24 protein-coding genes are annotated in these 24,296 nt (G+C 50.1%); 1 reads left to right on the forward strand and 23 read right to left on the reverse strand.

Annotation, left to right across the window (positions count from 1 at the left end; all coding sequences use genetic code 11):
* Positions 1-79: 79 nt before the first annotated feature.
* The 14 genes from spoIIE to pth all read right to left on the reverse strand — a co-directional run bounded on the left by spoIIE (position 80) and on the right by pth (position 15,973).
* Positions 80-2,587 (reverse strand): stage II sporulation protein E, encoded by a 2,508-nt coding sequence (gene spoIIE, locus ACQ4MX_RS14655; protein ID WP_431085623.1) that lies wholly within the window; start codon positions 2,585-2,587, stop codon positions 80-82.
* 514 nt (positions 2,588-3,101) lie between these two features.
* The gene (locus ACQ4MX_RS14660) at positions 3,102-3,629 is read right to left on the reverse strand and encodes a S1 domain-containing RNA-binding protein (protein ID WP_025683065.1); all 528 of its coding nucleotides are present in this window, start codon (positions 3,627-3,629) and stop codon (positions 3,102-3,104) included.
* A gap of 123 nt (positions 3,630-3,752) precedes the next feature.
* A complete protein-coding gene (locus tag ACQ4MX_RS14665) occupies positions 3,753-4,082 on the reverse strand; it encodes an FtsB family cell division protein (protein WP_044646042.1) in 330 nt (109 codons plus the stop codon).
* Positions 4,083-4,086: 4 nt separating this feature from the next.
* Positions 4,087-4,665, reverse strand: a complete 579-nt coding sequence (yabQ, locus tag ACQ4MX_RS14670; RefSeq protein ID WP_431085625.1) for a spore cortex biosynthesis protein YabQ — start codon at positions 4,663-4,665, stop codon at positions 4,087-4,089.
* Complete coding sequence (gene yabP, locus ACQ4MX_RS14675; RefSeq protein WP_014279048.1) at positions 4,662-4,946, reverse strand: sporulation protein YabP; 285 nt, start codon at positions 4,944-4,946, stop codon at positions 4,662-4,664. The genes yabQ and yabP overlap by 4 nt, the downstream gene beginning before the upstream one ends.
* Positions 4,947-5,095: 149 nt before the next feature.
* The gene (locus tag ACQ4MX_RS14680) at positions 5,096-5,374 is read right to left on the reverse strand and encodes an RNA-binding S4 domain-containing protein (protein WP_014599342.1); all 279 of its coding nucleotides are present in this window, start codon (positions 5,372-5,374) and stop codon (positions 5,096-5,098) included.
* Positions 5,374-5,646, reverse strand: a complete 273-nt coding sequence (locus ACQ4MX_RS14685) for an HU family DNA-binding protein (protein ID WP_007428028.1) — start codon at positions 5,644-5,646, stop codon at positions 5,374-5,376. The genes ACQ4MX_RS14680 and ACQ4MX_RS14685 overlap by 1 nt, the downstream gene beginning before the upstream one ends.
* Positions 5,647-5,948: 302 nt before the next feature.
* On the reverse strand, positions 5,949-7,445 hold the full coding sequence (gene mazG, locus ACQ4MX_RS14690) for a nucleoside triphosphate pyrophosphohydrolase (RefSeq protein ID WP_431085626.1): 1,497 nt from the start codon (positions 7,443-7,445) through the stop codon (positions 5,949-5,951).
* 157 nt (positions 7,446-7,602) lie between these two features.
* Complete coding sequence (locus ACQ4MX_RS14695; protein WP_431085627.1) at positions 7,603-9,408, reverse strand: putative polysaccharide biosynthesis protein; 1,806 nt, start codon at positions 9,406-9,408, stop codon at positions 7,603-7,605.
* Between the two features lie 141 nt (positions 9,409-9,549).
* A complete protein-coding gene (gene spoVT / locus ACQ4MX_RS14700; RefSeq protein WP_134911735.1) occupies positions 9,550-10,092 on the reverse strand; it encodes a stage V sporulation protein T in 543 nt (180 codons plus the stop codon).
* 167 nt (positions 10,093-10,259) lie between these two features.
* A complete protein-coding gene (locus ACQ4MX_RS14705) occupies positions 10,260-11,378 on the reverse strand; it encodes a foldase protein PrsA (RefSeq protein WP_431085628.1) in 1,119 nt (372 codons plus the stop codon).
* A complete protein-coding gene (gene mfd, locus ACQ4MX_RS14710; RefSeq protein WP_431085629.1) occupies positions 11,362-14,889 on the reverse strand; it encodes a transcription-repair coupling factor in 3,528 nt (1,175 codons plus the stop codon). The genes ACQ4MX_RS14705 and mfd overlap by 17 nt, the downstream gene beginning before the upstream one ends.
* A gap of 205 nt (positions 14,890-15,094) precedes the next feature.
* Complete coding sequence (locus ACQ4MX_RS14715) at positions 15,095-15,325, reverse strand: anti-sigma-F factor Fin family protein (RefSeq protein WP_025682476.1); 231 nt, start codon at positions 15,323-15,325, stop codon at positions 15,095-15,097.
* A gap of 87 nt (positions 15,326-15,412) precedes the next feature.
* Entirely contained in the window at positions 15,413-15,973 is a 561-nt protein-coding gene (gene pth / locus ACQ4MX_RS14720) for an aminoacyl-tRNA hydrolase (protein WP_134911738.1), read from the reverse strand.
* A 75-nt stretch (positions 15,974-16,048) separates the two neighbouring features.
* On the opposite strand from pth, the gene ACQ4MX_RS14725 reads away from it, so the two are divergent.
* The gene (locus tag ACQ4MX_RS14725) at positions 16,049-16,249 is read left to right on the forward strand and encodes a hypothetical protein (protein ID WP_431085630.1); all 201 of its coding nucleotides are present in this window, start codon (positions 16,049-16,051) and stop codon (positions 16,247-16,249) included.
* A 69-nt stretch (positions 16,250-16,318) separates the two neighbouring features.
* On the opposite strand, the gene ACQ4MX_RS14730 is transcribed toward ACQ4MX_RS14725, so the two are convergent.
* From ACQ4MX_RS14730 to rsmA, 9 genes are all read right to left on the reverse strand, one after another.
* A complete protein-coding gene (locus ACQ4MX_RS14730) occupies positions 16,319-17,272 on the reverse strand; it encodes a ribose-phosphate diphosphokinase (protein ID WP_014279037.1) in 954 nt (317 codons plus the stop codon).
* 59 nt (positions 17,273-17,331) lie between these two features.
* Positions 17,332-18,729, reverse strand: a complete 1,398-nt coding sequence (gene glmU / locus ACQ4MX_RS14735; protein ID WP_149096296.1) for a bifunctional UDP-N-acetylglucosamine diphosphorylase/glucosamine-1-phosphate N-acetyltransferase GlmU — start codon at positions 18,727-18,729, stop codon at positions 17,332-17,334.
* A gap of 346 nt (positions 18,730-19,075) precedes the next feature.
* Positions 19,076-19,363 (reverse strand): septation regulator SpoVG, encoded by a 288-nt coding sequence (gene spoVG / locus ACQ4MX_RS14740; RefSeq protein WP_007428016.1) that lies wholly within the window; start codon positions 19,361-19,363, stop codon positions 19,076-19,078.
* Between the two features lie 163 nt (positions 19,364-19,526).
* Entirely contained in the window at positions 19,527-20,366 is an 840-nt protein-coding gene (gene purR / locus ACQ4MX_RS14745; protein ID WP_134911742.1) for a pur operon repressor, read from the reverse strand.
* A 185-nt stretch (positions 20,367-20,551) separates the two neighbouring features.
* Positions 20,552-21,406, reverse strand: coding sequence for a 4-(cytidine 5'-diphospho)-2-C-methyl-D-erythritol kinase (gene ispE, locus ACQ4MX_RS14750; protein WP_431085631.1), 855 nt, complete (start codon positions 21,404-21,406; stop codon positions 20,552-20,554).
* Positions 21,407-21,550: 144 nt separating this feature from the next.
* On the reverse strand, positions 21,551-21,730 hold the full coding sequence (locus ACQ4MX_RS14755; protein ID WP_007428013.1) for a small, acid-soluble spore protein, alpha/beta type: 180 nt from the start codon (positions 21,728-21,730) through the stop codon (positions 21,551-21,553).
* A gap of 156 nt (positions 21,731-21,886) precedes the next feature.
* Positions 21,887-22,165, reverse strand: a complete 279-nt coding sequence (veg, locus tag ACQ4MX_RS14760; RefSeq protein ID WP_014279033.1) for a biofilm formation stimulator Veg — start codon at positions 22,163-22,165, stop codon at positions 21,887-21,889.
* A 200-nt stretch (positions 22,166-22,365) separates the two neighbouring features.
* On the reverse strand, positions 22,366-23,262 hold the full coding sequence (gene yabG / locus ACQ4MX_RS14765; RefSeq protein ID WP_431091342.1) for a sporulation peptidase YabG: 897 nt from the start codon (positions 23,260-23,262) through the stop codon (positions 22,366-22,368).
* Between the two features lie 149 nt (positions 23,263-23,411).
* A complete protein-coding gene (gene rsmA, locus ACQ4MX_RS14770) occupies positions 23,412-24,296 on the reverse strand; it encodes a 16S rRNA (adenine(1518)-N(6)/adenine(1519)-N(6))-dimethyltransferase RsmA (protein WP_431091343.1) in 885 nt (294 codons plus the stop codon).

Here is a 24,296-nt window from a genome sequence, read left to right on the forward strand (position 1 = left end):
TCTTTGCCGAATCTGGAACGATTCAAACGAAGAATACGGATTTTTAAAATGGAGGCGGAATTTCCCGGGCAATGTCTATTCAGCTAACCGTACGCGGGCGCTCCATCCAGCTCATACCCGGTACATGAAGCGTGGCCCATTCTGGGCGGAAATGATCTATTTTGCTAACAACTACCGTCATGTCATCATAGATTTGATTTTGCTGGTAGCGAATAACTCGTTCCAATAGACAGTCGGCCAACTGCTGCGGGTCATCGCTTTCAATTTCCTGAATCATGCGCTTCATCCATATTTCCTTGTTTACCGCATAACCCGGCGAGTCGTATATGCCATCTGTGATCATGATCAAAATATCACCCGGCTGTAATTGAAGCGACACCAGATCAATTTCAATATCCTGTATAATGCCAATCGGCAAATTACTAGCAGATACGGGAATGACCTCCTCCCCTCTTTTAATAAAGCTCGGCGTTGACCCAATTTTCATGAATGTCGTCCGGGCCGTATACTGATCAATCAGCGCCATATCGACCGTAGCATACATTTCCTCGCGTGATCTCAGCATCAGGACCGAGTTGACCGACTTGATCGCCAGTTTCTCATCCATGCCGGATTGCAGTAATTCCTCCAAAATATTAAGCGCCGCACTGCTCTCTTGCTGCGCCCGCTCTCCGTTGCCCATGCCATCGCTCAAAGAGACCGCAAAGGTTCCGTTCCCCAGCTCCATCATGCTGTAGCTGTCTCCCGAGAAGAAATCCCCTCCTTTGGCAGCGCTTGCTACTCCCGTGGCAATTTCATACGTTTTGGCGGAGCCAAACATGACCGTGGCCAATCCCTGGCGGCGATCTGCCGCCGTTTCGCGCATCACAGCAATATGCTCGTCCAATATGTCCGACAGCAGTGGAGCAATGATCTTCCGGCATTCGTCGAATCCCCTTGTATAGGCATGGACAATCTCAATTTCTACTTGGCCTGCATCCAGATTAATAATCTCAATGGATTGTATGGACAAGCCCAGCCGATCAAGCGCCTCTCGTATTTGTTCCTCCTGCCGATGCATCGTTTGCCCTTCACGCTGAATTTCCCGCGCCAAATCCTCCATAATCTGTGACACGCCAGATAGCTGGTCAGCAACAAGCTGACGACTGTCGTATACTTGGCGTTTCCACTGCATATTATGCTGGTAGAGGCTATACTGTTGCTTCATCACTTGCAGCACCGCGCCCGTCTTGGCGCACGCCTTGCTCCACTGTGGCGGCATCTGCTCCGGCTCCAAATCCGGATTCTCCTCAATCGCACTCATCATTTCCGTCATATACTGATGAGTTTGCATAAACTTTCCGTCCCAGCACTGCTCGCACTTAAAGCAGGAGGCACATGTTCCCTCCGCCACAGCGTTCATAAAATGCTCGATTTCACCATCCGACTTCGCGCTCTCACTCGCAGATATCTGGTGAAAGCTGCGGGATAGCTGACTGAATACGCGGGAAAATTTCGTTACCCGCTCGGCAGTGAGATCACGGACCCTTTTGGCATACTCATGCTGGGATTTGGCGTGATCCTGCGTACCAGGAACATAGGTAGAAACCGCTTTAAAGAAACTTTTTGGGGTCATTAAGAATAATAGAATCGCCGCGCAGCTCTCCCAGGTTGATGTCAGCACGTCCCCGGTCCCATCCAAATAGATCGTCAGAATTGAGGAACCTAGCAACATCCCTAGCGCCACTGCGCCTTTTCGCCCTTCACGCAGCATCCCTGCCAGCAAACCGGCAAATGCGAGCAAGCTCATCTGCACAATCGCAGACATATTGGCCAAGCTTAAAATTAAACCGGTAATCACACCGACCGAAGCACCTAGCGAAGCGCCCCCCACCAAGGCGAACACCAAGACCAAATAGCGAGATAGCACATGATCGACAGACAGTGAGTGAATCGTCCATCCTACCGCTCCCGTCATCACAGAGGCCAGTAAAATGATCAGACACAAAATTTCCTCATTTTTGAGCTGGCTTGTCTTTTTGCGATACGTAAATAATGGAATGGCCTGCGTAAAAACGAGTGTCAGCATAAAGCTGAGAACCGCATCCGTTCCCACGATGATAAGGTCATACCATGTGAAGGACGGGGCCATCACGGCGTAAAATAAATTGACCATAAATACAGACAGGAAAACCATAAGCGGGGCATAAGATAATTCCAGCCGATCAAAGGTTCGTAACCCGCGATACAGGAGATAGAATACAAGCAGCTCGCCGCCAATCATGAACAACGATGGATAAGGAGCAAGCAGACTGCCCAACACGACCGATACAGCCACAGGCAGCATCAGATCACGCCGCAGGAACATGATGACTGCAAAATAAGCGAGGGCAAAAGGGGATAGCTCGTCCAAAATGGTGGCGCGTCCCAGTAAAAATCCCATAGCAGACAATAGCAGCATCCATCTTTGCGCCGTTACCCATTGCACTGCTTTATGTGAATCCAGCCGCTTCTTGAGTCTGGAAGACCAACCTTCCGTACGTTCTTTAGATTTGGACTTTCTGGATTTCAACCCTGGAAAATGTACCACGTTCCATTTCTCCATCATGCGTCAGGCACCCCATTCATCAATTTGATGTTCCCATCTTAAACCGGAACGATTGAGAAAGTTTGTCAGAACCTCACGTCTTATTCCAAGAAATTTCCGACAAAAAAACGTTCTGCGCGAAAGCACAGAGCATCCGTCCCAATGCCAAGCCACGTCCGCTTGGAAGCGTATGGTAATTACGAACTCCCTCTCCTTACAAGACCTCTTCCTGTCGCCCACACTTTCGCTTAGACTAGCGATTAGCCCAGAAGATAGACGGAAAACCGTTGGAGTTTGTCGGACGATTATGTCCACACGACAAAAAAAACGTCCACTTTTCAGCTTGAACGCCCTGCTTTTTCTTCAACAAATCTTGAATATCATAAAACGCATGCAAGATTACAGTCAGATGGATCTCCCACGCTCCCATCGCCCTGCACGTATTTCAACTATTGTCGGCAGAACGCAAAAAAACCGTAGCAGTCTTTCGACTGTACGGTTTTCCGTGTATGGTTGATACGGTTGTCAAAGTGAATTAAACACGCTTCGCGCCGCGTCCTCCGCGTTTACCTTCGGTGTTCTTTTTCAGCGACGAAATGCGTTCCTCACTATCTTTCAGGAAGCGTGACATTTTATCCTCAAATGAAGGTTTACCCGGTGCAGGCTTGAACGAACGGCCTCCACGATCGCGGTTGAACCCACCGCCACCACCGCCACCGCGTCCTTGACTTGGACCTGAACCTCCACCGCCGAAACGGTCGCCTCCGCCTGGTCCTCCTGTGCGCTCCGGTCTTGGAGCTCTTGGCGGACGGGCTTCACTTGCCGGCTTGTCAATCGTTTGCTTAATGGAAAGTCCGATTTTGCCGTCTTTGTCAACATTAATGACTTTCACCGTCACGACATCATTAATCTTCAGGTGATCGTTAACATCCTTAACGTAGTTATCGGCGATTTCCGAGATGTGAACGAGACCCGTGACACCTCCAGACAAATCCACAAATGCTCCAAAATGCGTGATGCCTGTCACTTTGCCCTCTAACTTGGTGCCCACTTCAATTGCCATAGAATAAAATGATCCTCCCTTAAAATATACAACCGATTTTTTTGCAAAAAAATCCCGCTGTGGTGATTTGATTATACAAAATGGCGGAACCAAGGTCAACTAAGCATTGGCCCGATGATGCGCCTATTTTTGCTCCCCGATGATCGGCGTCTCTTCCGGTTTGTAAAGACCGTACTTGCTTCTGGCAATTTCTCCGATATACTCGGGGTCCTTGAGACGATTGACTTCAGTTTGGAGCTGTTGTTCCGTTTGTGTAGCAGCTTGCTTCTGTTTTTCCTTCTGGGTGAGCTGTTCACTTCGATCGGCCATAATCATACCTTGAGAAAAAAAGGTGAAAATAGCCCAACTACCAAAGGCGGCAAGCGATAGCAACCAAATCATGATTCGCCTGCGCCCGCCGGCATTGGACTTGGACGTAGGAGATGAATGGCGATCTACAGACGAATTACGCATGATACTACCTCCTTCCAAACCATCTTTTTGCTGTGTTTTTCAGTCTGATGCCGAGCTTCACAAGCAATTCTGGAGTCCTCCAGCGCGCTTTAAGCGGACCGATCAGCCAAACGAGCGGCTTCCAAACCGGCATCAGGATGTATATCAGCATCCTTCCCAGGAACACAATGAGTGCCCATGTCCATCCGACCAGCTTGCGTACCAGCCGATACAGCGCCAACACCGGATGAACAATCAGGATGCGCAGTATGCTGTTCACGATCAACGTCAGTCTGCGGACTATCTCTAATAACATTACCACAAAACGTTGGGTTGTAACACTAAAGGCCCAAAAATAGAGCCAAACCCCCAAAAGTAGTCCTAAAAAGACATAAAACCGCAGCTCACCGCGATTACTCGCGTACAGCACACGGAAAATAAACAGGGCCGAGGCCACCCAATACAGCACGTCCAACATATGAATGCTCCAACGGGCAAAATGAAAGCGGATGGACAGCACCCGGTAGCTGTCGAACACCACTCCCATGGCTATGCCCGACAGCAGCATCCACGTCAATGTCAGCCATTGTGTGTGAGGGTTCATTTGAAGAGCTTGCCGAATAGGCTTTTTCCGTTTTTGGCCGGGGCCCCGGGCTCCAGGTAGACGAGGGAAGTAATCAGACCTTCAATGGACAGCAGCCCCTCTTCCAGACTGAGATTTTTGATATGTAAATGCTGTCCGCGAATGGTGAGATGACCCAGCTCGGTCTGAAGCAGGAACTCTTCACTATCGAAGCTCTCCACATTGCTGACGCCTGAAATGTCGAGCTGCTTTCGGCTTTGCATGCGCAGGTCATGGTGCTTGGGCTTCCCTTGTTCAATCATGGCATGTACCCCTCCTTCTGTTCTTAGCTTATGAAGGGGACAACGGGATTTAGAACTGCACGAATAAGAAACTGCATAAGAAAAAGCATCCCTTCATGAGAATATGAAGGGATGCTTTAATGTACTGCATATTAGAAAGTTAGATCCAGTTACCAGTTCAAACCATTGTCTCTGGCAATGGGCTCTTCCTTCACTAATGTGTACATACTTGCAGCCTCGTCCTTGCGTGTAGTGTCGGCGAGCCGTTCCACTCGCACAGTCACCAGCTTCTGGCCAAACTGGACGGTAATTTCATCGCCCACCTTGACCGCACTGCTCGGCTTGGCTTCGCGTCCGTTCACCACGACTCTCCCCTGTTCGGAGACGTCCTTGGCTACCGTACGCCGCTTAATCAGCCGCGAGACTTTCAAGAATTTATCAAGACGCATTAGTTAACGGCTTCTTTAAGCTTATTACCGGCTTTAAAAGCAGGAACGGTCGATTCTGGAATTTCAATCGTGTTACCGGTTTGTGGATTGCGGCCTGTACGGCTGGAACGCTTGCGCGTTTCGAAAGTACCAAAGCCAATCAGTTGCACTTTGTCACCGCTAGCGAGTGCATCTGTAATTTCACCAAGAACGCCATTCAATACAGCTTCAACGTCACGTTTGCTCAAACCGCTTTTGCTGGAAATATTGTTGATCAGATCTGTCTTGTTCATAAGTTAAAAGCCTCCCAAATATCAAAAAATAATCATCACGCTGCATGTCCATGAAATGGGGCAGACGTGAGGTCAAACTGCGGCCGAAGCCGCTCTGAACACAACTGGCATACGGTTGCCCGTAGAAAACAGTTATTTTCAGAATTACTACAAGTTATTCTGGCTTGGCCTTAAAAATCCTGCAATGGCAGTCGTTTTTTAATTCGACCCCAGTTAAGCCAACATCCTACTACAAAAGCCTCCCCATTGGCAAGTCTTCTCAAACCGACACGCTTCACAAGGGGATTTTCAGCCTTTACGGCCTAGTGTCTGCCAAGAGTCTTTTTCGCTTCCTGCCAGTACGTCTCCATCTCATCTACGCTGCTGTCCTCGGGACGTCGTCCCTGCTCGCGTAATCGTTCCTCAATGTACTGGAATCGGTCGACAAATTTGCGGTTGGTGGCCGACAGCGCCTCTTCTGGATCAACTCCCATAAAACGGGCTGCGTTCACGGCAACAAATAGCACGTCGCCCAACTCCAGCAACTGCGCATCCACGGAATGCCCCTCACGAACTGCTTCCTTCAGCTCAGCCACTTCTTCGTCCAATTTATCGAATACACCTTCAATGTTCTCCCAGTTAAAGCCTACTTTTGCCGCCTTTTTCTGGAGCTTGTACGACTTCATGAGAGCAGGCAAATCACGCGGGACACCATCCAGTACGGAAGGTTGTGCTGACGCTGTGCCTTTCATCCGTTTTTCCTCGGCTTTCATCTGTTCCCAGTTTTGCAGCGCCTCTTCCGCATCATTCGCCTGATTGTCTCCAAACACGTGCGGATGGCGGAATATCAGCTTGTCATTCAGCCCTTGAATCACATCATACACATTGAAGGTTCCGACTTCCTCTTCCATCTGGGCATGCAGCAAAATTTGCAGCAGCAGATCACCCAGCTCTTCCTTCATGTGCTCAGGGTCGTCCTCATCTATCGTTTCGATGACTTCATAGGTTTCCTCGATCAGATTTTTGCGGATCGACTGATGTGTCTGTTCCCGGTCCCATGGACAACCTTCCGGACTGCGTAAAATATCAACAATCTCATGCAGACGGTCAAAAGAACGCCGTTTCAGCGCCTCATTTTCACTGCGCGGTATGTACACCAGAGACAGGTTTCCGTAGCCCTCCACCCGATCCAGCTCGTACAGTGGCACTTTATGCACCGCTTCCTCGCCCTCCACACCAAGCGCATGACCTACATAGACCTCATAGTCGTCAGGATAGCGCTCCATTAAACACAGCTTCACATCCGAAGCCGTAAACGTGTCATATACCTGTCCGATCAGCGTGTGCAACTGAGGTTGAAGCCAGCTCGCATCCAGCGTACCTGCGTCCAACAACTGGAAACCTTCAATCGGGTCAAAACCCAGACGCACAAAAGCTTCATCCAGAAAACTTTCGCCGCCAAGGATGTTCAGTTGAATGTCCTGCGCAGGGCAACGCTCTTTGAGCAATTGTACCACCGCTTCCGCTACCATCGGATGACCCGGAACGGCATAGACGATTTCGCTTCCGTCCGCTGCTTTAGCAGCTACTATCAACTGACTGGTAATTTCCTCGTATACCTCTGGAAAAGATTCCTTGGTCTCATACACGGTGTCAAACGACTCAAAGGCCACTTCATACTCATCCAGCACTTGAACCGCCGGGTGCTCCTTCGTCCGCAGGTACAACGCCGAGGCGCTCCGCATTTTGTTCAATATCCCTATCGTAAGCTGATCCGGGTCTCCCGAGCCTAATCCTACGACTGTTAGTATTGCGCTCATGTCCAATCCTCCGTTCCGCAGAAACGTGGCACACACTCCGTAAATATACGGCGCGTTGCCTGCTTCCGCTTCCTTTGGCACTACTATACCACAAAGTATATACAGGCTCATAAAATGGCTACCCCACCGCGCAACCGCAAGCGGCATAGCCACAAGGCTACGCCAGCACACGCAGTCTGCGCAGCACGGCTGCCAGTGGGCGTCCGAGCTTGGGCGCCGCCGCAAGCTCCGCCTCCGTGATCAGCCTCAAGCGTGCGAGGCCGATCACAAACGCCACGGCGCCTGCGGCTACGCCCAGCAGGCTTTCCGCCGCCGCCGTGGCACGGCCTCCGGCGGCCCACCCCAAGGCACCCAGCGCCGCGCTGGTGCCCCACATCGCCGCCGCAGCTGCGCAGGCCAAGGCGACAAGCAGTACCGCCGGCTTGAGCACGCTGGCGGACCAGCTCCAGCGCAGCCCCGCCAGACGAGCGAGCAGCGCGATATTGATCGCCGCCGCCAGCAGATAGGCGGCGGCTCCCGCGATGGCGGCGCCAGCCGTGCCCAACTGCGGCACGAGCAGCCAGTTCAGCAGCGCCTTGGCTGCGGCTGCGGCGAGCATCGCCAAGGCTGGGGCACGAACTGCGCCCAGCCCTTGCAGTAGCGCAGCCGAGATGATGCTGAGCGTGCCGCCTACGGCAGTCAGCGCCATCCAGCGCATGACTCCGCTACCGGTGTCATCCGCGTACAGCATCACATTGACGGGCACCGCCAGAACAATTAAGCCTGTCGCGGCGGCTAGTCCCAACAGCCAGAACCAGCGCAGCGATTGCTCACACTGGCGGCGCGCCAGCTCCGTGCCGCCCGTTACCCGGGCTTCCGCCAGCGACGGAATGAACAATGCCGACAACGTGGTGGCAAACATCATCACCAGTTGTACAAGCGGCAGACCTCGGTTGTAGACACCGAAGGCCACCATAACCCCTGTATCGTCCAATCCCTCCTGCTTTAACAAGCGTGGTACCGTAAACGTGTCCACCAAACTAATCAGCGGAACCGCCAGCGCTCCCAGGCAAACAGGCAGGGCATAACGAAGCAATGCTTTTAGCAAAGCACCGTAGCTCTCCGTCCGGTGAGCTTCTCCAGCCCGTTCCTGCGCTGTCCCGGCTGCACTCTCTAGCACACCTGATACGACAGCACGACTGCCACTCACCAAATCGTCCGTCGTTCTCTCTATGACGCCAGAACGTCCAGACGCAGTCTCCTGTATGCCCATCTGCTCTGTCTTCCCAGCGACCTGCAAAGCCTGCTCAGACAGCCTCCCTTGCCTTCTAAGCTTCTTCCTGTGGTTGCGCCAGAATAGCAGCATGACGACCAGACCCGCTGCCCCGCCAGCCGCAGAACCAAAAACAGCTCCAGCAGCAATAATATCGGGTCCGGCTCCTTGCGACAGCATGAGCAGCAACAGCATGATCATCACACCCACCCGTACCGTCTGCTCCGTCACTTGGGAAACAGCGGTCGGGATCATATTTTGCAAACCCTGAAAATATCCCCTTAGCCCCGCCATAACCGGCACGAACAAAAAGGCAAAGGCCGCCGCCCTCACCGAGGGAATGACATGAGCATTGTCGATCCACTGACCGATCAGCGGTGCGCACGTATACATCAGCACACCCAGAATCACACCAAACATGCCCAATACAAGGGAGGATAACCGGGCTACGCGTTGCCCTGCGGCCCGGTTTCCCACCGCCTCATACTCTGCTACAAATTTGGATATCGCTGTCGGAAATCCAGCAGCAGCAATGGTAATCAACAGCGTATAGAAAGGATAAACCGTATTATAAATACCGAAAACGCCGTCACCGCCGATATTTTGCAGCGGGATTTTTTGCAATGTGCCGATCAGCTTGCTCGCTACCGCCGCCAGTGTCAAAATGACAGCACCCCGTAGCAGCCGCGATGCGGCGCGATTTTCCTGCATCGTCCGTTCCCCACTCCTACATGAAATATGCATCTTTCACGAGTCCTATTATACCGCCTCTTTCTCCGGAAAGAAAAAAACCCTGCAAGACGACAGACGGCTTTCGCCATTCAATACGTCTTACAGGGTCGGAACGGGGGATTACTGTTCCATTTGTTTGCCGAGGAAACCAGCGGCTGTTTCAGCCATTTTGATCTCCATTTCGGCCATCTTCACGTTTTCGTCCTTGTTCAGCAACACAACGGAACCAATAGGATCACCACCCGAAACAATGGGAGCCGCCACAAAGGACGAGAGTGTTTCTTCGTGGTCTCGGGTCAGCTCATAGGAGCCGCTGGCTGTTTCCAGTACCGTTTTGCGATTATCCATACTGCCTTCGATAATGCTGCCGACCGGCTTGTCCAGAAACTCTTTTTTGGAGCCTCCGGCCACCGTAATAATGGTGTCGCGGTCAGTGATCATCGTAATATGGCCTGTGCTTTCAAACAGGGACTCAGCGTATTCTTTGGCGAAATCACCAAGTTCACCGATAGGTGAATACTTTTTCAAAATGACTTCTCCGTCACGATCCACAAAAATTTCAAGCGGATCTCCTTCACGAATTCTCAAGGTGCGGCGAATTTCCTTAGGAATAACTACCCGCCCCAGATCATCAATACGGCGAACTATACCAGTAGCTTTCATTTCACATGTTGCCCCACTTTCTCAAGAAGAATTTAGTCAACTACTGACGGTATCGAAAGACGCTTCCGCTCCCCCGGAAGCGGTCACGAAGAACGTCACGGTCATGGTGTTTATGGTGATATCTGACCATAGTATTCATCTGTTCCCAATTCCTTATGCATGTTCAGTTATTTACCTTCGGTTGTAGCTCCGTCCTTGGTTGTTCCTGCTTTGGTATCACTGGTGCCACTTGTTGTGCCTCCAGGCGCAGTTGTGCTGCCAGTGCCCGATGTGGTGCCACTTTTCTCTTGCGTAGCAGGTACTTTCGGCAGGTTGATTTTCAAATCAAGCTTCACCAAATCTTTTTCAGTAAAGTTTTGAATACTTTCACCAGCCAGCTTGTTTTTCAGAGCAGCCTTTTCGTTGTCCTTCAATTTATCAAACGTAGGCTCATTGCGGGATTCCACCTTGATGATGTGATATCCGTATTCCGTTTCCACCGGATCACCGATTTTATTGATCGGCTGCTTCTCGGCTGCTTCTTTGAAAGCAGGCACCCATTGGGCTACGGATGCATTCTCATACAAACCGCCATTGGAAGCCGAACCCGGATCTTCTGAGTATTTCTTGGCAATCGTCGCAAAATCAGCTCCGCCATCCAGCTTCGCCTTCACTTCTTTGGCCAGCTTGAGAGCATCTTCTTTCTTGCGTTGTTTCTTCGTTTTTGGATCTTCAAAATTAATCAGTACATGGCGCACGGTTGCTGTCGTGAATTGATCTTTGTTTTTCTCAAATTCCTGTTTCAGCTGATCGTCCGTCACTTTGTTCGTCTCACTGTTGATCACCGTCATCACACGCGTAAAGTAATCCTTCACACCCTGCTCAGTCAGCTTTTGATCACTTAAAAATGTCTTGAATTTAGCATCTCCAACCGACTTTTTATACTGCTCCAGTTGTTCGGTTCCTTCTTTGGCGCCCTGTTCCTTGGCCTTATCGTCCGCTTTTTCAGCCAAAAGCTTGTACACCACTTCTTGCTTGGCAATTTGCTCCCGCACCTGATCCGAAGCAAGCATCGCTCCATATTCCGGATACAGGAATTTCATCATACTGATTTCCTGGTTAAACTCATTTTCCGTAATGGTTCCGCCAGTGTAGGTCACGACAACCTTACTACTGTCCTTCGGTTGGTCCTTGATCTTACTCTCCTCGGCTTGCTTCGTACATGCCGCCAGCACCGATATAGCCAGCACCGCGGCAATGGCCACCGATAGCATTCTCCAAGGTTTTCTTTTATTTGGTTGTGACATTTTGCAGTTCCTCCTTCAATGTGAATGCATCTTTTAGTGCACTCAAAAATTGCTCCAGCAGCTCTAGTATCTGTGGATCATCCAGACCTCTGCCTTTGATGCGTGCGCTCATAGGAGTGCCCTGTTCAAATTGTACACGTCTTTCAAAGCGATTGCCAATCTCCGCAAGTTTGGCGGTCTGCACCGCCTGCTGGCGCCCTTCGTGGAATTTCAACACGATGTTGTCATCCCGCTGGACAATGGACTCAATGCCATACATGCGTCCGTACACCTTGAGACGGGCCACAGCCAACAAATGACGCACAGCCTCCGGCAAGTCGCCAAAGCGGTCGACCAGCTCATCCTCCAGCTCCATAGCCTCGTCAAACGTGCTGACTGCCGCAACCTTTTTATAAATCTCAATCTTCTGAATGCTGTCGTAAATATAATCTCCCGGCAGGTAAGCATCCACGCCCAAATCAATGGACGTACTCCAATTTCGATTCGACAGATCCTCTTCTCCAAGTACGCTAACCTTACGTTTATTAATTTCCTCAGCCAGCATTTGCGAGTAAAGGTCGAAACCGACGGATGCAATGAATCCGTGCTGCTCTGCACCGAGCAAATTCCCCGCTCCGCGAATCGACAAATCGCGCATCGCGATCTTGAACCCGGAGCCCAGCTCCGTAAACTCCTTGATCGACTGAAGGCGCTTCTCTGCCACTTCCGTTAGCACCTTATCCCGCTGGTACGTAAAATAAGCATAGGCAATCCGGTTGGAACGGCCTACACGCCCACGCAGCTGATAAAGCTGGGACAACCCCATTTTATCGGCATCATGCACGATGAGTGTATTCACATTCGGAATATCTACCCCCGTCTCAATAATGCTGGTGCTGACCAGTACATCGTATTCACCGTCCAGGAAGTCCAAAATGGTCTTCTCCAGCTCGGATTCGGACATCTGACCGTGACCCACGCCCACCTTGGCATCCGGCACAAGCGCATTGATCTCGGCGGCCATTTCCTGAATGCCCTGTACGCGATTATACAGGTAGTACACCTGTCCTCCACGTGCCATCTCGCGTTCAATCGCCTCACGCACCAACGTTTGGCTGTGCTCGACAACATAAGTCTGCACGGGAAAACGGTTTTCCGGCGGTGTCTCAATGACCGACAAATCGCGAACCCCGAGCATAGACATATGTAGCGTACGCGGAATAGGCGTAGCCGTTAACGTCAGCACGTCCACATTCGTTTTCAGCTTTTTCAGCTTTTCCTTGTGCGTCACACCAAACCGCTGCTCCTCATCGACAATGAGCATCCCCAGATCCTTAAACACCAGATCCTGCGACAGCAAGCGATGGGTGCCAATGACAATATCGACCGTCCCCTGACGAACCCCTTTAATCGTCTCATTCTGCTCCTTGCGCGAACGGAAACGGCTCAACACCTGAATGTTGAACGGATACCCGGAAAAGCGCTCACGGAACGTCTCATAATGCTGCTGTGCCAAAATCGTCGTCGGTACTAACACGGCCACCTGCTTGCCCTCAATAGCCGACTTAAACGCAGCGCGGATGGCAACCTCTGTCTTGCCGTAGCCCACATCACCACACAGCAAACGATCCATCGGACGGCTCTGCTCCATGTCCTTCTTGATCTCTTCAATTGCCCGAATCTGGTCACGTGTCTCTTCATACGGGAACATATCCTCAAATTCCTGCTGTTCCGGTGAATCCTTTTCAAAAGCAAAACCCGGCGCTGACTGCCGTTCTGCATACAGCTTGATCAAATCATCAGCAATATCCTGAACCGAGCTGCGAACCTTGCTCTTCACCCGTGTCCATTCATTTCCGCCCAGCTTGTAAATCTTAGGTTCCTTGTCCTCTGAGCCGACATACTTCTGAATTAGGTCAATCTGCTCAATCGGTACAGACAGCTTATCGCCGCCCGCATAGAGAATGTGCATGTAATCCTTATGGATACCGCCAACCTCCAGCGTACCGATCCCCATGTACTTCCCGATCCCGTGATTCTGGTGTACGACATAGTCGCCCACCTTCAGCTCGCTATAGCTCTTAATCCGCTCTGCGTTGTCCACATGACGGCCCTGCTTGCGTGCTTTGCGCTGCTTTTGCGAGAACATTTCGCCCTCAGTGATCACTGCCAAATGAATAGATGGCATCTCAAAACCACTTTGCAAATTGCCGATAGCCATCGTTGGCTCATCAATACCGTAATCCTGAAGCACCCGGCGCATCCGATCCAGCCGCTCGTCTCCACTCGCCAGCATCATAACCTGTGTGCCCGCCTTGCGCCAGCGATCCATTTCCGCCTTGAGCACATTCATTTGACCGTGGAAATCCTGCATACCCCGGCAGATGAAATTCAAAATATTTTGCGGCTGTGTATGCGGAACCTGACGGAGGAAGATCGACAGGAACAACGTCTGGAATCTCCGGTTATACAGCAGATTGTCCGCGTTATCCGACAGCTCTAGCTGCGGTAACGTTTTACCGTTTTGAAGCAAATGCAAATTCCACTCGGACTCATCCCGTTCAAGCTGCTTGGCTGTTTCCAGCATCCGCGCCGGCTCGTCAATGATCAGAATGGTGTCTTCCGGCATGTAATCTGCCAAGGTTTTGCGTTCGGGATACAACAACGAGATATATTTATAGATTTCGTCAAAATACACATGCTCCCGCAGCAGCTCAATTTCGCGGTGAATCTCCTCTTTCAGATGCAGCTTGGCCTGACGGTCTGTCATTTTGCCGAGCTGCTCCTCCAACAGAATCGCAGCGGCATCTGCCGCCTGATCCATACGAGCGCTATCCGCGATGACTTCCTTACACGGCGTTACGATAACTTCCTGTACCTTTTCCACCGAACGCTGATCTTGCGGGTCGAACATACGGATGGAGTCAATCTCATCATCAAACAGCTCCACGCGGTAGCCCCAACGGGTTGTCATCGGATAAAAATCAATAATCCCGCCACGAACACTCATCTCTCCACGTGATTCTACACGCTCCACCCGCTGGTACCCCATCTCGACCATATGCAGCAAAAACGGCTCCAGTTGAATCGTTTCGCCTTCTTTCAGCTCGATTCGGGCTTCACGCCACGTCTCTGGGAGCGGCAGCAAACGCCGGACACCAGAAAACGGCACGACAACAATCCCACGAAAACCCTGGGCGCATCGTATCAATACTTCAATTCGTTGAGATAGCGTCTCCGGGCTGGATATGGCGGCTTCAGCAGCCACCAGCTCATTCGAGGGGTACAACAAAACCCGTTCAGGAGGAAGCGCTTCCTGCAAATCATCTGCAATTTTTTGAGCGGCAAACATGTTGTGCGTCATGACCAGGATCGGTCGTCCGGTATCTTCGGCAAGCGCGGCCACCAGTACCTGTCGGGAAGAGCCCGACAAACCAGATATGAGCTGTTCCTTCATGCCTGATGATATACCTGCTGCAATGGATGCATAATCAGCATCCTTGGTAAAAGCCTGAATAAGTGCTTGTAACAAAAAAGGCACCCCTTTATGCTTATAAATAGTTGCATGTAAATTTATTCACAATAACGGCATGTAACTGAACAGCAACAGGTATTACACGCTTACTCTGGGGAAAGCAGCAAACCGAAAAAGAAGCCTCAGCAATGCTGCCAAGGCTCCATAAGCGGGATTGCCGCTTCACCTCTCAAGCTGGTACATGAGACCAGTTGAATACCTGTTATTGGAGCGGATTTACGAGCAGGCTTAGCTCCGGATTATTTTCCAGCGCCTGGTTGCAATGCTCGCAAATGACTTTGACGGTCACTTCACCGCCCGAATTATACGCTATTATATCTCTACGTTCGGCAGGGGTCAAGGAATGGAAGCCCAACCTTTCTTCGGTTATTGCAGCGGAATCAATCCGTCCCAAGAAAGTTCGACAATGTCTGCATACATAATTCACAATCATGTAATGTATATGCCTCCTGAAAGTTTTCTATACCTTTCAGTATGTCCAACAAACTCCCATTTAAGCCCATCCTGCCTGTTCCAGACCTTACTTATTGAATTCAGCCATGGTCCGTTCAAAAGGATGATCCAAGCTGTATTCCAAGGCATCACACGTGTCCTCTATCATTCCAGCCAGCAATTCCTTCTCCTTCTTAGGAAAGGTTCCCAGAACGTAGTCCACAATGGCGTATCCAGGCTCAGGGCGGGAAATACCCATACGAACCCGATTAAAGGATTGTGTGCCGGTATGCTGGATAATCGACTTGATCCCGTTATGCCCGCCTGCACTACCTTGATAGCGGAGTCTTATTTTGCCGACTTCTGTATCCAAATCATCGTAAACCACGACCAAATCATCCATATCCGCTTTGTAATAGTCCATATAAGCACGCAGAGACTCGCCCGAGAGATTCATATAGGTCATCGGCTTGATCAGCACGGTTTTTACTCCGCCAATATGTCCTTCTCCAATCAATGCCTTACATTTGCTTTGGTTAATCTGGATGTTATGACGGGCGGCCAGAGCATCCAGCGCCATAAATCCAACATTATGTCTCGTTTTTTCGTATTGGGGACCGGGGTTGCCCAATCCTACAATCCACTTCATAAACCGTGACACCCTCTTTCGAAGTCTTGATTTTTTGGTAAAATAGTTATACTGAACAGGAAGGTGCGTGCTGGTATGCTCAATCAGGGTGATATCCTCTTATATGAAAGCCATTTTCTATATCATTTAAAACATTCGGTTCCTGTCCAAGTCTATGACGGGAATGTACATATCCAGATTGGCATCATTGCGCGTTTTAACGAGCATTTTGTCGAAATGGAAGACACGCTATACAATCGTCAGTGCTTCACGTTTATATCCAGACCGGGCTTTTAGCCTGACATGCTGATAGGGGTTACCTTTTCCAGTTGGAAGAGGCAACCCCTTTTTTTAATGAGCCAGCGCTTATTCGATTTCAAACAGTTTGCTGATTGACAATTCCTCATGCACACGGATAATGGCTTCTCCCATTAATGGGGCCACAGATAATACCTTCAGCTTGCTTGTCGGATTGGGGTGAACGATTGGAATGGTATCCGTCACGACCACCTCTTTTAACGGTGAATTCTCCAGTCTTTCCATAGCAGGCCCGGAGAGCACGGCATGCGTACAGCACGCATACACGTCCGTTACGCCGCCTTCCTTGAGCGCATTCGCGCCCAGCACGATGGTTCCCGCTGTATCAATAATGTCATCAATCAGAATAGCAGTTTTACCCTCAATATTTCCGATGATGTTCATTACTTCACTTACGTTCGGCTCAGGACGACGTTTGTCGATAATAGCCAGCGGAGCATTCAGGAAATCCGCTAACTTCCGCGCACGCACAACACCACCGTGGTCAGGGGAAACGACAACCGGATTTTCAATCTGCTTCGAACGGAAATACTGGGCCAGAATTGGCGCGCCGAACATGTGATCCACCGGAATATCAAAGAATCCCTGAATTTGCATCGCATGCAAATCCATACTAATTACACGGTGAGCACCCGCTTTTTCAATCAGGTTAGCGACAAGCTTCGCCGTGATCGGATCACGCGAACGTGCTTTCCGATCCTGACGGGCATAGCCGTAATATGGCATAACGACATTAATGCTTTTGGCGGAAGCCCGCTTGAGTGCATCAATCATAACCAGTAACTCCATCAAGTTGTCGTTAACTGGCAGACAAGTCGACTGCACAATGTATACGTGGCAACCGCGCACACTTTCAGACAGCTTGATTTGGATTTCACCGTCACTAAACGATGTGGTATGGGATTCCCCCATTGGAATTCCGATGTAGTCCGCAATCTGGTGGGCCAACTTCGGATTGGAGTTACAAGTAAATATTTTGAGTTTGGAATCGCAATAAGTCATTTATAGAAACCCTCCGTGCTGATTCATTCATTACAGATCCAACGGCTTGCTGATTAAGGTTATTCCGATCTTTTCTTCTTCGCTTTGGCACGCGCGCGGATTTTATCCGCATATCCGGCTTTGTTCTCTTGACGCGGTCTGGCAATGGCCAGATCGTTATCAGGGACAGCATGTGTTACGGTGGAGCCTGCTACGACATAAGCACCTTTTCCGATCTTAATCGGGGCGATCAGATTCACATTGCTGCCAATAAAGGCATCATCTTCAATTTCTGTAATAGATTTATTATACCCATCATAATTAACCGTTATTGCCCCACAACCGATATTAACGTTTGTACCTACCTTGGCATCACCGACATAGCTCAAATGGGACACCTTGGAATGATCACCAATAGTCGCATTTTTCACCTCAACAAAATCACCAATCTTCACATGCTCGCCCAGCTTCGCACCTGGACGCAGGTAGGCAAATGGACCCACAGATGTGCTGCTGCCCACTTCGGCTTCGTTCAACACCGAATGCTTCACCGTTGCGCCCGAATGAATCAGGGTGTCCTGAATTTCAGTCTGCGGACCAATCACACAATCTTCGCCGATTTGCGTTCGGCCGCGCAGCCATGTGTTCGGGTATAGCACGGTATCGGAGCCAATGACAACCTCACTCTCGATGTAGGTAGAGGACGGGTCAATGATGGTCACACCGTTCAGCATATGCTTGCGCACAATACGTTCCTGCATGTATCCCTCAGCCACTGATAAAGCAACCCTGTCGTTCACACCGATGGATTCCGACATATCATCTGTTAAATATGCCTCAACCTTCTCGCCTTCGCCATGCAAAATACCAATGACATCTGTCAGGTAGTATTCCTGCTGTGCATTGGTGTTGGTTACTTTGTCCAACGCTGCGAACAGCTTGGCATTATCAAAGCAATACGTTCCCGTGTTGATTTCCCGAACAGCATCTTCCTCAGGTGAGCAATCCTTCTGCTCCACGATCTTGAGCACTGCTCCCGCAGCATCACGGATGACCCGGCCGTACCCCTTAGGGTCGTCCAGCTCAGCGGTCAGAATCGTTGCGGCAGCTCCCCGACTCTCATGTAGCTGCACCAAGCCCTCCAGCGTTTCCGCTGTGATCAAGGGGGTGTCTCCACAGATGACGATGGTCGTACCTTTCTCCTGACCGAGCAAGTCTTTGGCCTGCTTGACAGCATGCCCCGTTCCCAACTGCTCTGCCTGAAGCGCATATTCTGCCGACGGTCCCAAATAAGACTGTACCGCTTCCGCACCGTGACCCACGATCACCACACTGCGGGACACTCCGATTTCACGAACCGTGTCGAGTACATGACCGACCATCGGTTTCCCGCATACCGGGTGCAGAACTTTATATAATTTGGATTTCATACGTTTTCCCTGCCCTGCGGCAAGAATGACTGCCAACCTTTCCAACAAGTCCAACCTCCTATCCTGAAAATAACAATTTCCCTTTGGCTAAAACGTTAATTTCCAGATCAGATTTTTCTTACCTTTTCACAATCCTCCTGAAAAATAACGGCGAACCTTTAGTTAATGGCTATTTTTTCAGGCCAGCTTGTGCTGGACATTCATCCCCCGGGACGCATTGCTGCTCGATCCCTGTCTTATGAAAAAGTCGCTTCGGCAGCCCGGATGGCTCCAAGTTGCCTTAAAACTGACTGTTAACTCATTAAAGAATATATCTCATTCCAGACAAAAAGAAAAGAGAGCCACAGTTTGTGGCCCTCTTTTTCTTTTGTACCCCAATCTTGCTTTAGGCGAATTAAGCGCCTTCTTCAATAGCTACTTCTTCATCCACCGCCGCGCGTTCGTACTCAGTAAGTACAGCAGCCTGGATCTTCTCCCGGGTTCCTGAAGATATCGGATGAGCGATATCGCGAAACTCTCCGTCCGGGGTTCGTTTGCTAGGCATAGCCACGAACATCCCGTTATTACCGTCGATAACCCGAATGTCATGAACAACAAACTCGTTATCAATCGTAATGGATGCAATCGCCTTCATTCTTCCTTCTGAGTTCACTCGGCGGAGTCTGACATCCGTAATCTGCATGTGTGTTTCACCACCTTTTTCCAAATAGGACTTGGTGTATACATTCCACACAGCATTTCGAATTCCTTCTTTTTTTGGACAAATGGTATCCTAAATTCAGGTAATTTTTTTGAAAAGATTTCTTTTCGACATATTTAGGTATTTTTTGATGAATTGTGACATTTTACTGACCTGTAGACTCATCAAAATAATTCCCCAGCTTGACTGTAATTTGCTTGCTTCGGGAATCGACCGTGGTCAGATTCGCCAGTGAAATATAATCGTGCAGCAAGCGCTCTTCGTTCTCCACCTCGCCCGATTCTACCAGCACACCTACTCCAGCTACCTCAGCATCAAATTCAGCCAGCAAGTCGACCATCCCCTGAATCGTACCGCCTGCCTTCATAAAATCATCCACGATGAGTACACGTGATTTCTCGCGCATAGCACGTCTGGACAATGACATCGTATGCAGGCTCTTTTGTGATCCTGAGACGTAATTAATACTCACTGCCGAGCCCTCCGTCACCTGATGGTCACGCCGTACGAGGACAACTGGCAAGTTTAGCTGTGCTCCGGTTGCATATGCAAGCGGGATGCCTTTGGTTTCCACCGTCATAACCACATCGATCTGTCTGTTGGCAAATGCAGTAGCGAATATTTTACCCGCCTCATTCATCATCGCCGGTTGGCCCAGCAGATCCGACAAATACAAATACCCTCCGGGTAAGATGCGATCCGGTTGCTCCAACTGAGCACACAGATCATTCGCAAATGTGAGCGCATGTTCCTTGGATAGTCTTGGGATCAGCTTAACGCCCCCTGCCGCTCCCGCCAACGTCAGAAGCTCACCAATACCTTCATCCTCAAATACTTCCTTGATAATGGCCAGGTCTTCGCTTATGGACGATTTAGCCGCCCCATAACGATCCGCAAAATGCGTAAGAGGCACCAGCGTATGCGGCCGTGACAGCAAAAATTGTGTCATTTCCACCAATCGTGAGCTTCTTTTAAGTTTTTTCACAACAATTCCTCGCGATCTATTCTTCTCCTGCCGCCCGCTTCGTACAGTAAAAGCACCGGCGGACTGGCCGGCTGCTGGCGGAATGTAAGTGATATAGTAAAATCCGAATATTTAATAGTAAATATATCATCTTCGTACGTATTTGTACAACAAATACCACTAAAATTAGAAATAAATAACCAAAATCAGGTCAAAAGTCGTACTGCGTATACATCCTTGCAAAATCCTCTGAGTCCGTTATAGATGCGCGGTACTTTGGCTTCCTTCGACACCAGCCCGAACACCGTAGGACCACTGCCTGACATCAGCACCCCATCCGCTCCCAGTCGGATCATGGAGTTTTTAAGATGCTCCACCTCCGGATGCAGCTTGAGTGTGACATCCTCCAGTACATTCCCGAGCGCATTACACACATCGGTAAAAGAAGCGTTAAGGATCGCTTGCTCCATCTGCCGGGCAGACGGATGATACGTGATCTGATCCGCTTTGACGCGTCCGTACACTTCAGCCGTCGATACATTGATCGGCGGCTTCGCGAGAATCACCCAGCATTGGGGCGGATTCGGAAGTGGCTTAAGCAATTCCCCGCGCCCGCTCGCTAAAGCTGTACCGCCTGTAATACAGAAGGGCACGTCAGAGCCAAGCTCTGCGCCCAGTACTCTTAATTCAGCATCCGAGATGCCAAGCTTCCACAGCTTGTTCAGCCCACGCAGCGCTGCCGCGGCATCACTGCTTCCGCCTGCCAATCCTGCGGCTACCGGGATATGCTTGTCCAGATGGATATGCACGCCCGTAGAGACATCATAACGTTCCTTAATCAGACGCGCGGCCTGAAAAGCCAGATTTTTCTCATCTAGCGGTATGTACCCGGCTTGGCTTGAAATAATAATCGTATCACGCGGTAGCTCAGACATCGTCAAACGATCGGACAGATCGACCATGGTCATAATCATTTCGACCTCGTGATACCCATCATCCCGCTTACGTAATACATCAAGCATTAAATTGATTTTCGCCGGTGCTTTTTCGTATATTTTCAAGGCGTTCACCCACCTTCAACTTTTCCCTCAAGACAGCTTAACATATTATATCAGACTCAGCCTGTCAAGTCATGAGGTTCAAAAAAGCGGAGATCACCCGGTATGAACCGGATATCCCCGCTTTTTCGTCAGCACCGCCGATGGCTACGATTTGCGGGAAGCTGCCTGCTCTGCAAGCTGAATGGCCCGCTTGACCATATTGCCTGCATCCTTGGCTTTAATGCCTCCCCAGCCCTCTTCCTTGACCGTATCGTAAAATCCAAGATCCTTAGCCAGCTCGTACTTAAGCTCTTCCGACATGACACTTCGTCTTCTTCGACTCATGCATACGCCTCCTTCGGCAGTGGAATAAGGAAGATCATTCCCGCCTTAGTGTGCGCAGAGACGCGATGCTTCATCCTAATACAAAACGGCCTCGTCATTTGAAATGACGAAGCCGCCGTTAAACCTGCAAAGCCGGTATAGATTACATAAAATCAATTAAGGTGTGTCAAAATATTCGACACTTGTATGGGAGTCGGGATCATATACAGTAACTTCCACCGACTCAGTAAGAATGTCAGCATAGCTGTAGGAGACACGTTTGAACGTTTGTTGCTCCTGATCCAGCTTGACGATAAAAACAGAAGGGTACGTTTCTTCCAAGACACCAGTTCGTTCGACGGTCTTACGGCGTCCGCCGTTAGCCCGCAGCAAAATTTTTTGCCCTACATGTGCGTCGAGACTGCGTTTGATTTCCAACAGCGTATTTTTAGCCATTGCCTAACGACCACCTCTTTCCTTGTCCATTATAACGAATTTTAGAGACAATGTCAAATCAAGCTAAATATTATATCAACACGAAAAATAATTTGTCAATTTAATTTTTTGCGAACAGGAATATGCGTATAAAAATGCCAAAAAGCCCCTGTAATCAGAGGCTTTTTATCCACGCAAATCCTATTCAACAGGTTTAAACCCTAGATTGCAGAAGGCGTTACTTTAAGAGTCGACAAATTTTCGAGCTTGGGCAGACCGATACGATAGCTTCCCCGGGTTTCGATACCGCCTACGCCACGGCTGCCACTTATCGTCTGATGAAACAAGTCACCCATGTTGACTGTATCACGAATCGACGTAAAGGCTGCCTTGGCAGCCACATATACCGGGTCCAGCGCGTGAATCAGAATGCGCCCTGGCGAACTGGCAAAATTCGCTCCTGCACGCAGCAGCGCTTCAAAATGGGACTGACATGCTCCCGCCACAATCGTCAGTGAATCCAGATGACGCTCATATTGTCTCGCTACCTGGATCGCCGCCACAAAATTTTGCGAATTTTTATAGCTTTTCAGGCTATATAAATCATAAGGCTGCGGCTGCTTCAATACCCCGTCGTGTCCGGTAATGACTACGATATCCGGTCGAATACGGGGAAGCAGCCGATACAACGTGTCGGCCATTGCCGATTCATGTACATGATGCCCCTCTGCAGGAACGCGGAGTTGCTCATATAGGTTGAGACATTTTCTCAAATAGCCAGCATCCCCATCCAGATGAAGTACCTTGCCGGGCATTTCAAAATACGTCGACTCCACCGGATCACTCCACTCCCCGATCAAAGCCGCCTGACTGCGGGCAGCTTGCTTCTGCCGTGCCTGCTGCAGCAGATGGAGAGACTCATCCGCCTTAATATGGGCTTGCCGTGTCTTCCCGCTAATCTGGTCAGCAGGCACCTTGACCAGATCGTTCACGGGGGAATCGGCAAGCAGCCGAAATTCCGTCCCTTTAATGATCACTTTATCCCGCTGGATGTCCTCAACGCGAAACGTGACATCTCCGCCGTACGATTTTCGAACGACCAAGTCTCCTAAAATCATCACACTGTATCACCCCTCCCATATCGTATGGGTGAATGCACAGTTTGGTTCCTTATCCATGCTCAGGAGCTTATGCAAGCCAGCCACAACCGTGCAAAGCGCAACCAGACGCCCTCTAACTGCTGCTAAGCGATCACTTGTGCGTCAGGTTAGGAAATCCCGGCCTCCAGCAGCACAGCGCTCAGACGCGCAAATTCCTCGATGCTCAGCGTCTCGCCCCGACGGGAGGGCTCTATGCCTGCCTGAAGCAACAGCGGCTCCAGCGTGTCCCTGTTCTCTTTGGTAAAGAAGCGGCTTTTCAGGTTATTCGAAATGGTCTTGCGACGTTGAGCAAAGGAAGCATGAACGACTTCGAAGAAATGCTGCTCGTCCACCACCTCTACCGGGGGCACTTCCCGCACACGCAGACGGATGACCGCCGATTCTACATTCGGCTGAGGAATAAACACCGTATTCGGTACGATGCAGACCAGTTCAGGCTCGCTGTAATATTGCACTGCAATACTCAAACTGCCGTAATCCTTCGTCCCAGGAGACGCAGCCATACGCTCAGCCACTTCCTTTTGGATCATGACGACGATATTCTCCAGAGGAAGCTTGTCCTCCAACAGCCTCATCAGAATCGGTGTAGTGACGTAGTACGGCAGATTAGCGACGACGCTCACTTTACTGACCCCGGCAAAATCGGAAGCGAATACCTCGCACAAATCCAGCTTCAGCACATCTCCGTGGCGTACCTTCACATGCTCATAAGGGGCCAGTACCTCTTCGAGAATAGGTAAGAGCCGCTGGTCAATCTCGACAGCAGTAACTACCTTGGCTGATTGCGCCAGCTTCTCGGTCAAAGCGCCAATCCCCGGACCGATCTCAAGTGCACCCTTCGTATCGTCCAATCCCGCAGCATTCACGATCTTGTTCAGAATATTTTGATCAATCAGAAAATTTTGTCCCAAACTCTTTTTGAACGAAAACCCGTGCCGCTGAATAATCTCCTTCGTGCGCCGCGGTGTTGCTATATCTTGAATCCCTGTCAT

The organism is Paenibacillus sp. 8b26 (genome assembly GCF_050626875.1).
Classification (GTDB): Bacteria; Bacillota; Bacilli; order Paenibacillales; family Paenibacillaceae; genus Paenibacillus.

Bases quoted from the DNA above. Each gene is read 5' to 3' on its own strand.
- spoIIE (WP_431085623.1), bottom strand. From the start codon at position 2,587: ATGATGGAGAAATGGAACGTGGTACATTTTCCAGGGTTGAAATCCAGA.
- ACQ4MX_RS14660 (WP_025683065.1), bottom strand. From the start codon at position 3,629: ATGGCAATTGAAGTGGGCACCAAGTTAGAGGGCAAAGTGACAGGCATC.
- ACQ4MX_RS14665 (WP_044646042.1), bottom strand. From the start codon at position 4,082: ATGCGTAATTCGTCTGTAGATCGCCATTCATCTCCTACGTCCAAGTCC.
- yabQ (WP_431085625.1), bottom strand. From the start codon at position 4,665: ATGAACCCTCACACACAATGGCTGACATTGACGTGGATGCTGCTGTCG.
- yabP (WP_014279048.1), bottom strand. From the start codon at position 4,946: ATGATTGAACAAGGGAAGCCCAAGCACCATGACCTGCGCATGCAAAGC.
- ACQ4MX_RS14680 (WP_014599342.1), bottom strand. From the start codon at position 5,374: ATGCGTCTTGATAAATTCTTGAAAGTCTCGCGGCTGATTAAGCGGCGT.
- ACQ4MX_RS14685 (WP_007428028.1), bottom strand. From the start codon at position 5,646: ATGAACAAGACAGATCTGATCAACAATATTTCCAGCAAAAGCGGTTTG.
- mazG (WP_431085626.1), bottom strand. From the start codon at position 7,445: ATGAGCGCAATACTAACAGTCGTAGGATTAGGCTCGGGAGACCCGGAT.
- ACQ4MX_RS14695 (WP_431085627.1), bottom strand. From the start codon at position 9,408: ATGCAGGAAAATCGCGCCGCATCGCGGCTGCTACGGGGTGCTGTCATT.
- spoVT (WP_134911735.1), bottom strand. From the start codon at position 10,092: ATGAAAGCTACTGGTATAGTTCGCCGTATTGATGATCTGGGGCGGGTA.
- ACQ4MX_RS14705 (WP_431085628.1), bottom strand. From the start codon at position 11,378: ATGTCACAACCAAATAAAAGAAAACCTTGGAGAATGCTATCGGTGGCC.
- ACQ4MX_RS14715 (WP_025682476.1), bottom strand. From the start codon at position 15,325: ATGATTGTGAATTATGTATGCAGACATTGTCGAACTTTCTTGGGACGG.
- pth (WP_134911738.1), bottom strand. From the start codon at position 15,973: ATGAAGTGGATTGTAGGATTGGGCAACCCCGGTCCCCAATACGAAAAA.
- ACQ4MX_RS14725 (WP_431085630.1), top strand. From the start codon at position 16,049: ATGCTCAATCAGGGTGATATCCTCTTATATGAAAGCCATTTTCTATAT.
- ACQ4MX_RS14730 (WP_014279037.1), bottom strand. From the start codon at position 17,272: ATGACTTATTGCGATTCCAAACTCAAAATATTTACTTGTAACTCCAAT.
- spoVG (WP_007428016.1), bottom strand. From the start codon at position 19,363: ATGCAGATTACGGATGTCAGACTCCGCCGAGTGAACTCAGAAGGAAGA.
- ACQ4MX_RS14755 (WP_007428013.1), bottom strand. From the start codon at position 21,730: ATGAGTCGAAGAAGACGAAGTGTCATGTCGGAAGAGCTTAAGTACGAG.
- veg (WP_014279033.1), bottom strand. From the start codon at position 22,165: ATGGCTAAAAATACGCTGTTGGAAATCAAACGCAGTCTCGACGCACAT.
- yabG (WP_431091342.1), bottom strand. From the start codon at position 23,262: ATGATTTTAGGAGACTTGGTCGTTCGAAAATCGTACGGCGGAGATGTC.
- rsmA (WP_431091343.1), bottom strand. From the start codon at position 24,296: ATGACAGGGATTCAAGATATAGCAACACCGCGGCGCACGAAGGAGATT.